Below are 12233 nucleotides of genomic sequence, written 5' to 3' on the forward strand. Positions count from 1 at the left end.
CTCCCACACTTGATCAGTGATGCTTGCAGAGCCTGTGCACACCCGCCAATCCCTGTGGGAGCCGAGCTTGCTCGCGATGGCGGTGTGTCAGGCGACATCAATGTTGAATGTGTCGACCTCATCGCGAGCAGGCTCGCTCCCACATGGATTGCGCCGCTTAGATGCCGAAACGATCACGCAGCGCGTAATACGCGGCGCCCATGGCGGTCAGTGGCGCCTGGAAGGTTCGGCCGCCGATCATCGGCATGTGTGGCAAGGACGCAAACGCGTCAAAGCGCTCGGCGTCGCCGCGGATCATTTCCGAGATCAGTTTGCCGGCCAGGTGCGAGCAAGTGACGCCGTGACCGCTGTAGCCCTGCATGTAGTAGGCGTTCTTTTCGATACGGCCGAACTGCGGCATGCGCGACATGGTCAGCAGGAAGTTGCCGGTCCAGCGGTAGTCGATCTTCACGTTCTTGAGCTGCGGGAAGGTCTTGAGGATTTTCGGCTTGATCAGTTGCTCGATGTCATCCGGCTCGCGAGCGCCGTAGACCACGCCGCCGCCGTAGAGCAGGCGGTTATCGGCCGTGAGACGGTAGTAGTCGAGCAGGTAGTTGCAGTCTTCGACGCAGTAGTTGTTGCTGATCAGGCTCTTGGCCACTTTGGCCGACAACGGCTCGGTGACCACAATCTGCGAACCGCACGGCATGCTCTTGCGCGTCACACGGGCGTCGAGGTCCTGGTTCAGGTAGGCGTTACCGGCAATCAGCAAGTACTTGGCCCGCACCACGCCCTTGGCGGTTCTGACGACAATCGGCTCACCGTAGGTGATTTCGAGCGCACCGGATTGCTCGAAGATTTTCCCGCCCAGGCCAATGATGGCGGCTGCCTCACCCAAGGCCAGGTTCAAGGGGTGTACGTGACCGCCCTGCATGTCCAGCAGGCCGCCGATGTAGTTGTCCGAGCCGACTTCTTTGGCGATGTCCTTGGCGTCGAGCATTTTCAGGTTCTGGTTGCCGTAACGCTCCCAGCTGCTTTTTTGCTCGGCCAGACCTTTGAGCTGCTTCTTGTTCAGCGCCGCGAAAATACCGCCAGGCTTGTAGTCGCACTTGATGTCGTACTGTTTTATGCGCGAACGAATGATGTCCGCGCCTTCGAAGATCATGCTGCCGAGGATTTCTGCGGTCTTGTCGCCGTAGCGCTGCTCGATGACATCGACGTCACGGCTATAGGAGTTGACCAGTTGACCACCGTTGCGACCGCTGGCGCCGAAGCCGACTTTGGCGGCTTCCAGCACCGTGACGCTGTAGCCCGCTTCTGCGAGAAACAGTGCCGAGGACAAACCGGTGTAGCCCGCGCCGATCACGCAGACATCGCACTCGACCAGTTGATCGAGCACCGGAAAATCGATGGTCTCGTTGCGGGTCGCGGCGTAGTAGCTGTTTACATGTTTTTGCATGATTGAATTCCCGAGCGGTCGCACGCAGATGCCGGCGACCGCTGCTGTGAAAATGTTAGAGCTTGATCCAGGTCGCTTTGAGTTCGGTGTACTTGTCGAACGCATGCAACGACTTGTCGCGACCGTTACCCGACTGTTTGAACCCACCAAACGGCGCAGTCATGTCGCCACCGTCGTACTGGTTGACCCAGACGCTGCCGGCACGCAAACCGCGAGCGAAGGTGTGGGCCTTGCTCAGGTTGCTGGTCCAGACACCGGCCGCCAGACCGAAGATGCTGTCGTTGGCGATGTGCAGGGCTTCTTCAACGGTGTCGAAGGTGATGAGCGACAGCACCGGGCCGAAGATCTCTTCCCGGGCAATCGTCATCGCGTTGGTCACACCATCGAAAATCGCCGGCTCAACGTACAGGCCGCCCGTTTCTTCGAGGGTGCGCTTGCCACCCGCGATCAGTCGAGCGCCCTGCTCCTTGCCAACGTCGATGTAACGCAGCACGGATTCCAGCTGGCGCTGATCAACCACTGCGCCGACCGTTGTCGCCGGGTCCAGGGCATGCCCCGGTTTCCAGGCTTGCAGTGCTTCCACCAGCAGCGGAATGAACTGCTCGCGGATCGAACGCTCCACCAGCAAACGCGAACCTGCGGTGCAGACTTCACCCTGGTTGAAGGCAATTGCGCTGGCTGCTGCCTGTGCTGCCGCGCGCAGGTCCGGCGCATCGGCAAATACCACGTTCGGGCTTTTCCCCCCTGCTTCAAGCCATACGCGTTTCATGTTGCTTTGCCCGGCGTAGACCAGCAGTTGCTTGGCAATCGCGGTCGAGCCGGTGAACGCCAGCACATCGACATCCATGTGCAAGGCCAGGGCCTTGCCAACGGTGTGACCGAAGCCCGGCAGGACGTTGAACACCCCTTTGGGGATCCCCGCGTCCAGCGCCAGCTGAGCAATCCGGATCGCCGTCAGCGGCGATTTTTCCGAAGGCTTGAGGATGAACGAGTTACCCGCCGCCAGGGCTGGCGCGAACTTCCAGCTGGCCATGATCAACGGGAAATTCCACGGCACGATGGCCGCGACCACGCCCGCCGGTTCACGAGTGATGAGGCCCAACTGATCGTGCGGCGTCGCCGCCACTTCGTCGTAGATTTTGTCGATCGCCTCGGCGCTCCAGCGGATCGCATTGGCGGTCGCGGGTACGTCGATGGCCATGGAGTCGCTGATGGGCTTGCCCATGTCCAGCGTTTCCAGCAGCGCCAGTTCTTCCTGGTGATCCAGAATCAGATCGGCGAAACGAATGAGGATGCGCTTGCGCTCTGCCGGGGCCAGTCTGGCCCAGACGCCGGACTCAAACGTGCGACGCGCAACCTGCACCGCCACATTCGCGTCGGTTTCGTCGGTGCTGGCGACGTTCGCCAGGAAGCGACCGTCCACCGGACTCATGCATTCAAAGGTGTCGCCGCTGAGTGCCGAGCAGTATTGGCCGTCAATGAATGCCCGGCCTTCTAGTGTCAAGGACTGAAAGCGTTGCTCCCAGTCGCTGCGAGTAATTGCCATTGAAGTGACTCAACGCAGAGAAATAAGTAGTCGTCGGACTGATGCCATGTAGGAGCTGAGCTTGTTCCGGGCGGCGTTCCGACGATGGCGGTGTGTCAGGCGACATCAATGTTGACTGATCCGCCGCCATCGCGAGCAAGCTCGGCTCCTACAAGGGTAGTGTGTCGGGCACAACAAATGTGAACGACAGCTCCTACAGGTTGTTCGCCTCAGACCGTGTGCAAGTACCAGTTGTACTCAAGGTCTGAAATGGAGTTTTCAAACTCGGCGAGTTCGCTTTCCTTGCACGCCACAAACACATCGATGTACAGCGGGTCGATGTAGCGAGCCATGACTTCGCTGTCGTCCAGCTCGCGCAAGGCATCGCGCAAGTTGTTCGGCAGGCTCTGTTCGTTCTGCTCGTAGCTGTTGCCTTCAACCGGTGCACCCGGCTCGATCTGGTTGGTCAGGCCGTGGTGAATGCCGGCCAGGACCGACGCCATCAACAGGTACGGGTTAGCGTCGGCGCCGGCGACCCGGTGCTCGATACGTACGGCGTCAGCCGAGCCCGTCGGAACGCGTACCGCAACGGTACGGTTGTCGATGCCCCAGCTCGGCGAATTCGGCACGTAGAACTGTGCGCCGAAACGACGGTAGGAGTTGACGTTCGGGCAGAGGAAGGCCATCTGCGCCGGCAGGGTCTCGAGCACACCGCCGATCGCGTGACGCAATGCGGCGTTCTGCTCGGGATCCTCGCTGGCAAAGATGTTGTTGCCTTCTTTATCAAGGATCGAAATGTGCACGTGCAGACCGTTGCCCGCCTGGCCCGGGTAAGGCTTGGCCATGAAGGTGGTGTCCATCTCATGGTCGTAGGCGATGTTCTTCACCAGACGCTTGAGCAGCACCGCGTAATCGCAGGCTTTCACCGGGTCGGAAACGTGATGCAGGTTCACTTCGAACTGCGCCGGCGCACTTTCCTTGACGATGGCGTCGGCAGGGATGCCCTGCTCTTTCGCGCCTTCAAGGATGTCTTGCAGGCAATCGACGTATTCGTCCAGATCGTCGATCAGATACACCTGAGTCGACATCGGACGCTTGCCGGACACCGGCGAACGTGGCGACTGCGGACGACCGTTCACGTTGTCCTGGTCGATCAGGTAGAACTCAAGCTCGAATGCGGCGCAGATGGTCAGGCCCATTGCATCGAACTTGCTCACGACCTGACGCAGCACTTCGCGAGGATCGGCGAAGAAGGGTTCACCTTCGAGTTCGTGCATGGTCATTAACAGTTGCGCGGTCGGGCGCTTCTGCCAGGGTTCGATGCACAGGGTGCCGGGGATGGGATAGCAGATTCGGTCAGAGTCGCCGATATCCAGGCCCAGACCTGTGCTTTCTACTGTAGAGCCGTTGATATCCAGGGCAAACAGCGAGGCCGGGAGGTTAATGCCTTTTTCGTAGACCTTGTGGAGACTGGTGCGCTCGATGCGCTTACCGCGCACCACGCCGTTCATATCCGCAATCAGAAGGTCGACGTACAAAACCTCAGGATGTTTCTTAAGGAATGCGTTCGCTTCGTTGAGCTGAACGGCACGCAGGGGTACCGACATGATGCACCTATTATGTTAATTATTATGTTCACCGCCCTTTCACGAGCCCAGTCAATCCGAAAGGCAAAGTGAAGTCAATAGCGAACAGAGCACCATCAGCGTTGAATTTATTTGCCGTGTCAGCCGCTAATCGACCGTTTTACTGCCTAAAGCCTGCGCCAGCTCAGATCCCCAGCTCCTTTTCCGTTTAGAATTTTTTACATGAGAGTTGTTAATTAAAATCAACAAGGCTAAGCTCCGGAAAAGCTCGTTCAAGTGTGAAACTTCGAGGTGATAAAAATGGCACTCAAGCCATTGATCGGCGTTACTGCGTGCGTCAAAGATATTGGGCTGCATCCCTACCATGTCAGCGCAGACAAGTACGTACGTGCTGTCAGCGTTGCTGCACTGGGGCTCCCGGTAATCATTCCTTCCCTGGCTGAACTGACCGATATAGACGGTCTGCTCGAGCATCTGGACGGCCTGCTGTTTACCGGCTCGCCTTCCAACGTGGAGCCATTCCACTATCAGGGCCCAGCCAGCGAACCGGGGACGGCACACGATCCTCAGCGCGACGGCACCACCCTTCCCTTGTTACGTGCAGCCGTGGCGGCGGGCGTTCCAGTGCTCGGCATCTGCCGCGGCTTTCAGGAAATGAACGTGGCGTTCGGTGGCAGCCTTCATCAGAAGGTCCACGAAACCGGCACCTTCATGGATCATCGCGAAGCCGATCATCCTGACCTGGCCGTCCAGTACGCCCCGGCGCATGCCGTCAATGTTCAACCTGGCGGCGTGTTCGCGGCACTCGACCTGCCCCCGGTGATTCAGGTCAATTCCATTCACGGCCAAGGCATCGACAGGCTGGCACCCGGTTTACGGGTCGAAGCCATCGCGCCCGATGGATTGATCGAGGCCTTCTCTGTTGATAGAGGGCCTGTCGAGCACGGCCAGGCATTTGCCGTTGGCGTGCAATGGCACCCGGAATGGCAGGTCCTGTCGAACCCTCCCTACTTGAGTATTTTCCAGGCGTTTGGCGACGCGTGCCGGCAACGCGCGGCGCTGCGTAATACGCGCTGACTTAAAACTCGATTAATCAATTTACTGCCCTCGTGAGTCTGGCGGGCGCGCCCTTGCGCATCCGTGACTCACGAAAACAACAAACCGCAATAACAACAAGTACGACCAGGCAGCCAGGACGGCGGCGCCGAATTAGCCCGACCGGCACGGGTAACCCTGTAGGAGCCGAGCTTGCTCGCGAAGAGTCCCTGACAGTCGACATCAATGTTGACTGTCAGGCCGCCATCGCGAGCAAGCTCGGCTCCTACAGGGGCCCCTGGCGCGGGTTTGCAATCAACTATTAAGTCAGGCCGCTTTGGCCGGACTACTGACACCGGTTGGGAGTTTTACATGGCAAACGCCTCCAGCACTTACAGGAAGGCTCTAGAAGGCAACCCGCACCCAAAAAAGGTGCTGGTTAAAGTCGACCGCGTAACCAAGAAATTCGACGAGACAACTGCCGTCGACGATGTCTCCCTGGATATCCACCAGGGTGAAATCTTCGCGATGCTGGGTGGCTCAGGCTCAGGCAAATCGACACTCCTGCGGATGCTGGCAGGCTTCGAGCGCCCGACCGAAGGGCGGATCTACCTCGATGGCGTAGACATTACCGACATGCCGCCCTATGAGCGGCCCATCAATATGATGTTCCAGTCCTACGCCTTGTTTCCGCACATGACCGTGGCGCAGAACATTGCCTTTGGCCTGAAGCAGGACCGGCTTCCCGCCAGCGAAATCGAAGCCCGCGTCGAAGAAATGCTCAAGCTGGTTCATATGACCCAGTACGCCAGACGCAAGCCGCATCAACTCTCTGGTGGTCAGCGTCAGCGAGTGGCGCTGGCGCGCTCCCTGGCCAAGCGACCAAAGCTGCTGCTGCTCGACGAGCCCATGGGCGCACTGGATAAAAAGCTGCGCTCGCAGATGCAGCTCGAACTGGTCGAGATCATCGAGCGGGTCGGCGTGACTTGCGTAATGGTGACCCACGATCAGGAAGAGGCCATGACCATGGCCCAGCGCATCGCCATCATGCACCTGGGCTGGATTGCCCAGATCGGTAGTCCGGTCGATATCTACGAAGCCCCCGTCAGCCGCATGGTATGCGAATTCATCGGCAACGTGAATGCGTTCGACGGTTTCGTCACCGAAGACCAGGAAGGTCACGCCATCATTCAGAGCCCGGACCTCGAGCAGAAGATTTACGTGGGCCACGGCGTCAGCACTTCTGTGCAAGACAAGTCTGTCACCTATGCCATTCGCCCAGAGAAGTTGCTGGTGTCCACGATCAAGCCCGAGACCCGCTACAACTGGTCCAAAGGCAAGGTTCACGACATCGCCTACCTGGGTGGGCATTCGGTCTTTTATGTGCAATTGCCCGGTGGAAAGATCGTTCAGTCGTTCATGGCCAACGCTGAACGCCGCGGCGCACGCCCGACGTGGGACGACGAAGTCTATGTATGGTGGGAAGACGACAGCGGCGTGGTACTGCGCTCATGATCACTATCAATAAGCGGATTCAGCGCCTGATACCGAGTGGTCGTAAAGTCGTCATCGGTATTCCCTTCCTGTGGCTGTGCCTGTTTTTCATGCTGCCGTTCTTCCTGGTGATGAAGATCAGCTTCTCCGAAGCAGCCTTGGCCATTCCTCCCTACTCGGAGATCTACACCTTCGCCGAGCAGAAATTCCAACTGTTTCTGAACATCAGTAACTATGCGCTGCTGGTCGGTGATGAGCTGTACATCTCTGCCTACCTGGGCTCGCTGAAGGTCGCTTTTTTCAGCACGCTGATGTGCCTGTTGATTGGCTTCCCGATGGCCTATGGCATCTCCAGGGCCCGCAAGGAGACGCAGACCGTGCTGATCCTGCTGATCATGATGCCGACCTGGACGGCGATCCTGATCCGGGTTTACGCCTGGATGGGTATCTTGAGCAATAACGGTCTGCTGAACGCATTCTTGATGTGGACCGGCCTGACTCAGCAGCCCATAGAAATATTGAACACCAACACCGCGGTGTACATCGGGGTGGTGTACGCCTACCTCCCCTTCATGGTCCTGCCGCTCTACGCCAACCTGGTCAAGCATGACCAGAGCCTGCTTGAAGCCGCATCGGACCTGGGTTCGAGCACCTTCAACAGTTTCTGGAAAATCACCGTGCCGCTGGCCAGGAACGGCATCATCGCCGGCTGCATGCTGGTGTTCATCCCGGTGGTGGGTGAGTTCGTGATCCCGGAACTGCTCGGTGGGCCGGAAACCCTGATGATCGGCCGCGTGCTGTGGCAAGAGTTCTTCAACAACCGTGACTGGCCGGTGGCGTCCGCCCTGGCTGTGGTGATGCTGGCGATTCTGATTGTGCCGATCATCCTCTTCAACCGCAGCCAAGCCAAAGAGATGGAGGGACGGGCATGAACCGTTTCGGGTTTTCAAGACTGATGCTGGTACTCGGCCTGTTGTTCATCTACGCGCCGATGCTGATTCTGGTGATCTACTCGTTCAACGCCTCCAAGCTGGTGACCGTGTGGGGCGGATGGTCGGTGAAGTGGTATGTCGGCCTGCTGGACAACACCCAGCTGATGGGCTCAGTGGTGCGCTCGCTGGAAATCGCCTGCTACACCGCCATTGCGGCGGTGGCGTTGGGCACCCTGGCGGCCTTCGTGCTGACCCGCGTGACCCGCTTCAAGGGACGCACACTGTTCGGTGGCCTGGTGACCGCACCCCTGGTGATGCCCGAAGTGATCACCGGTCTGTCGCTGTTGCTGCTGTTCGTGGCCATGGCGCAGCTGATCGGCTGGCCCCAGGAACGTGGCCTTGTCACCATCTGGATCGCCCACACGACGTTCTGTGCAGCCTATGTGGCGGTGGTGGTCTCGGCACGCTTGCGTGAGCTGGACCTGTCCATCGAAGAAGCGGCCATGGACCTTGGTGCGCGGCCGTGGAAGGTGTTCTTCCTGATCACCATCCCGATGATCGCGCCATCGCTGGGGGCAGGCGGCATGATGTCCTTCGCCCTGTCGCTGGACGACCTGGTGCTGGCCAGCTTCGTGTCGGGTCCGGGTTCGACGACCTTGCCGATGGAAGTCTTCTCGGCAGTGCGTCTGGGCGTGAAACCCGAGATCAACGCCGTGGCCAGTCTGATTCTGCTGGCTGTCTCTTTGATCACGTTCCTGGTCTGGTATTTCGGTCGCAGGGCCGAAGCCAATCGCAAACGCTCGATTCAAGAAGCCATGGAACAGACCACGAGCGAATCCTGGAAACAACCTGAGCAACAACTAGCGGGTGCGGCTGCCTAGTGGCCCGTGTGGCCAGTTCTGTTAGTCAACTTCGGCGCCAGAAGCCCATATCCTGCGTTGCTGTTCCTCGCCATAGCGGGCTATGACTCGTCACAGCGCCTTGGCTATGGACTTCTGGCATCCGAATTTGAGCTAACGAACTAGCCGTACAGGCCACTAGCAGCCGCGTTTCAATGATGGCGCCGCGAATTACACGATAAAAATGGAGTTGTACGCATGAATATGTTTGGCAGGACTCTGCTTACACTGTCCTTATTGGGCGCGGTCGTCACTTGCGCCCAGGCCAATGACAAGGTGCTACGCGTTTACAACTGGTCGGATTACATTGCACCGGACACCGTCAAAAAGTTCGAAGACGAGACAGGTATCAGTGTCGTCTACGATGTGTTCGACAGTAATGAAACCCTTGAGGCCAGGTTGCTCGCCGGCAAGTCGGGCTACGACATCGTCGTGCCCTCCAACAGTTTTCTGGCCAAGCAGATCAAGGCCGGGGTCTATCAGCCGCTGGACAAGTCAAAGCTGCCCAACTGGAAAAACCTCAACCAGACACTGTTGAAAAATGCCTCCGTCAGCGACACCGATAACAGCCACGCCTTCCCCTACATGTGGGGCTCGATCGGTATCGGCTTCAACCCGCAGAAGGTCAGGCAGGCCTTGGGCAAAGACGCACCGGTGAACTCCTGGGACCTGCTGTTCAAACCGGAAAACGCGGCAAAACTGAAATCCTGCGGCATCAGTTTCCTGGACTCGCCTACCGAGATGTTGCCGGCCGCCCTCCACTATCTGGGCTACCCGGTGAACTCCCGGGACAAGCAGCAGATCGCCGAGGCCGAAGCGCTGTTCATGAAAATCCGCCCATCGGTGGCCTACTTCCATTCATCCAAATACATCTCGGATCTTGCCAACGGCAACATTTGCGTAGCCGTTGGTTACTCTGGTGATGTGCTCCAGGCCAAGGCGCGCGCCAAGGAAGCGGGTGACACCGTGAACATCGCCTACAGCATCCCGAAAGAAGGTGCGGGCAGCTTCTATGACATGGTCGCCATCCCCAGGGACGCGGCAAACGTCGAAAACGCCTACCTGTTCATGAACTTCCTGATGCGCCCGGACATCATGGCCCAGATCACCAACAGCGTGGGTTACAGCAACGCCAACTCAGCAGCCACGCCATTGGTTGATGAGGCGATTCGTGACGATCCAGGTTCGTATCCACCGCAAGAGGTAATGGCCACGCTCTATGCAATACCCGACCTGCCCATCGCTACCCAGCGGTTGATGACGCGCGGATGGACACGAGTAAAACTGGGCAAATAGACAACCAGCGCGCCTTTGCGGGCGCGATACGCAACTCCGTTCATGCAGCGACTTACCAACGCGGCATCAACATGAACGGCTTCACCTGATGAGGTCTATGTAGGAGCAGCCGGTCGACGCTCGATTGCTCGCGATGGACTCAAGGGCGACGCGTTTATCCAGAAAACACGCGTTATCGTTAACGTCCATCGCGAGCAAGCTCGCTCCTACATAGACCTCATTTCCTTAACTGACTGGCATTACGCCCTCGGGCGCCTTTTTTCCCTTTGGCCCCGAAACCCGGGACGACTCAGGTGGACATCGCTGACTGATCACTGAGGAGCGGCTTCAGAGCAGCCGGACTTGCTGTACATCCCGGTATGCTCTGGGGAACCTTTATGGATGTCCTCCGTTGAAACATACATATCGACCTGCGCCTGACAGTGCCCGCTTTGCGTCAAAACAACATTGCCGGGCGCGTGGTCAATTGGGCAGGCACTGCCTCTTTTGAGCACGATATAGGCGTGTTTTTCATCATGACTCAGCAGGCTCTGCACAGAGAAGGCACACTGACCCAGGGTGATTTTCTCACCTGACAGCTGGAACTCGGGAAGTGCCTGCTCCTTCGAAGAAGGATTCCATGTCCCTTCTACCCAACTTCCAGAGACAGACTTTTCGATGCCAGACGAAGCCTTCTCAGACGTTTCGTTTTGATTGCAGGCGCCTGAAAAAAGGACGCCGAGCAAAACGAAAGGCGCGACTGAAAACCTGACGGCTCGGCTCATGTCCTGCCTCCGGCATCGGATGTCTCAGACCCTACTAGCCAGTGTGTCCGGAGCATCCGTTGCTCTTGCGAGCACCCGACCGGGTTCTCCAGTACACGACAGTGCTCCATCCGGCAATTGTCTGACATTGCCGGTTTAGCTGGAGCGACCGGGCGCCCTACTGCTTCATCGTGTCTTTGCTCATATCATCCTTTTTTTCCATGCTGTCTTTTTTCATGGCGCCACTCTTCATCTTGTCGCCCTTGGTCTTGTAGTGGTGCTTGGTCTTCGCGGTAGAGCTTTTCATTTCATCCTTTTTCATCGTCCCCTTGTCCATCGACTCCTTGTACATATCACCCGTACCTGTTTCAGCTGCAATCAGCGGGGCGGCGGCCAGCCCCAGAACAACGGCGGCAACCGCAGTAGCAATCAGCTTTTTCATGTCACTCTTCCTCTATAGTTCGCGTTAACGACAGCCGCAACGCGCCGATTTTCAGGACAGTCGATCACTCAACTGCCACTGAACCAGTTGTAACCCTGATCCTCCCAATAGCCACCGGGGTAATCATTGGTCACAAAAATCTCCACAACATGTTTGGGGTTCTTGAAACCCAGTTTGGTCGGCATACGCAGCCGCAGGGGGTAACCGTATTCCGCCGGCAACACCTGATCGTCATAGCTCAGGGTGAGCAGAGTCTGCGCGTGTAGAGCGGTGGGCATGTCGATGCTGGTGTAATAGTCATCGGCGCATTTGAGTCCGACATATTTGGCACGGGTGTCGGCGCCCACACGTTGCAGAAAAGTCGAAAAAGTCACCCCACCCCATTTGCCGATGGCGCTCCAACCCTCCACGCATATCAGGCGCGTGACCTGACTGGTTTGCGGCAACTGGTTCAGCTCGGCGAGGGTCCAGCTATGTTTATCCTGGACCAGACCGCCAACCGCGAGTTTGAAATCATCGCCTTCGATGTCCGGGATGCCATCGCGGTCGTAATAGGCGTTGAACGGAAATGGGCGTGTCATCATCGACTCAGGATAAGTCGGTGCCAACCTGCGCGGATCGAATAGCGCCGCCTGCACCTTGTCGTTGAAGCGCGAGACCATTTTCAGCATGGACTCCACGGAGTCGTCGTCATCGAGACGACAGCCCGTCAGCAAGGCAATCCCACCCAGCGTCCAGACATGGCGAAGAAATTGTCTACGCGCGGGCAGGTCGAGTTCCAGCGCCACCGACTGGATGATGGCGGACTCATCAAGCCCGTCTTTTTTAATTTTCCTGACCATG

The 12233-nt window shown here is 58.0% G+C and carries 11 protein-coding genes; 5 read left to right on the top strand and 6 right to left on the bottom strand.

From position 1 onward, the window contains the following. Positions 1 to 157: 157 nt before the first annotated feature. From AC07W5_RS19720 to AC07W5_RS19730, 3 genes are all read right to left on the bottom strand, one after another. Positions 158 to 1441 carry an NAD(P)/FAD-dependent oxidoreductase gene (locus AC07W5_RS19720; RefSeq protein ID WP_494992470.1) on the bottom strand — a complete coding sequence of 428 codons (1284 nt, stop codon included), beginning with the start codon at positions 1439 to 1441 and terminating at the stop codon, positions 158 to 160. A gap of 52 nt (positions 1442 to 1493) precedes the next feature. Then, positions 1494 to 2984, bottom strand: coding sequence for an aldehyde dehydrogenase (locus AC07W5_RS19725; RefSeq protein ID WP_495024165.1), 1491 nt, complete (start codon positions 2982 to 2984; stop codon positions 1494 to 1496). A 209-nt stretch (positions 2985 to 3193) separates the two neighbouring features. Then, positions 3194 to 4570 (bottom strand): glutamine synthetase family protein, encoded by a 1377-nt coding sequence (locus AC07W5_RS19730; RefSeq protein WP_494992158.1) that lies wholly within the window; start codon positions 4568 to 4570, stop codon positions 3194 to 3196. Positions 4571 to 4849: 279 nt separating this feature from the next. On the opposite strand from AC07W5_RS19730, the gene AC07W5_RS19735 reads away from it, so the two are divergent. From AC07W5_RS19735 to AC07W5_RS19755, 5 genes are all read left to right on the top strand, one after another. Continuing rightward, positions 4850 to 5626: a gamma-glutamyl-gamma-aminobutyrate hydrolase family protein gene (locus AC07W5_RS19735; protein ID WP_494992159.1), complete on the top strand. Its 777-nt coding sequence runs from the start codon at positions 4850 to 4852 to the stop codon at positions 5624 to 5626. A gap of 330 nt (positions 5627 to 5956) precedes the next feature. Continuing rightward, positions 5957 to 7099 carry a polyamine ABC transporter ATP-binding protein gene (gene potA, locus AC07W5_RS19740; RefSeq protein WP_494992160.1) on the top strand — a complete coding sequence of 381 codons (1143 nt, stop codon included), beginning with the start codon at positions 5957 to 5959 and terminating at the stop codon, positions 7097 to 7099. Positions 7100 to 7128: 29 nt separating this feature from the next. Next, positions 7129 to 8010, top strand: a complete 882-nt coding sequence (locus AC07W5_RS19745; RefSeq protein WP_494992471.1) for an ABC transporter permease subunit — start codon at positions 7129 to 7131, stop codon at positions 8008 to 8010. Next, positions 8007 to 8891 carry an ABC transporter permease subunit gene (locus AC07W5_RS19750; RefSeq protein ID WP_494992161.1) on the top strand — a complete coding sequence of 295 codons (885 nt, stop codon included), beginning with the start codon at positions 8007 to 8009 and terminating at the stop codon, positions 8889 to 8891. Before AC07W5_RS19745 ends, AC07W5_RS19750 begins: the two co-directional genes overlap by 4 nt. 216 nt (positions 8892 to 9107) lie before the next feature. After that, positions 9108 to 10205 carry a polyamine ABC transporter substrate-binding protein gene (locus AC07W5_RS19755; RefSeq protein WP_495013606.1) on the top strand — a complete coding sequence of 366 codons (1098 nt, stop codon included), beginning with the start codon at positions 9108 to 9110 and terminating at the stop codon, positions 10203 to 10205. Positions 10206 to 10516: 311 nt separating this feature from the next. Here the strand turns inward: AC07W5_RS19755 and AC07W5_RS19760 are convergent, their stop codons facing one another. The 3 genes from AC07W5_RS19760 to AC07W5_RS19770 all read right to left on the bottom strand — a co-directional run bounded on the left by AC07W5_RS19760 (position 10517) and on the right by AC07W5_RS19770 (position 12232). Continuing rightward, a complete protein-coding gene (locus AC07W5_RS19760; RefSeq protein WP_495013582.1) occupies positions 10517 to 10969 on the bottom strand; it encodes a hypothetical protein in 453 nt (150 codons plus the stop codon). Between the two features lie 157 nt (positions 10970 to 11126). Continuing rightward, positions 11127 to 11390 carry a hypothetical protein gene (locus tag AC07W5_RS19765; protein ID WP_494992164.1) on the bottom strand — a complete coding sequence of 88 codons (264 nt, stop codon included), beginning with the start codon at positions 11388 to 11390 and terminating at the stop codon, positions 11127 to 11129. Positions 11391 to 11458: 68 nt separating this feature from the next. Next, a complete protein-coding gene (locus AC07W5_RS19770; RefSeq protein ID WP_494992165.1) occupies positions 11459 to 12232 on the bottom strand; it encodes a molybdopterin-dependent oxidoreductase in 774 nt (257 codons plus the stop codon). Position 12233: the final 1 nt, after the last annotated feature.

The sequence above is a fragment of the Pseudomonas sp. GW821-FHT01E05 genome, from assembly GCF_059422425.1.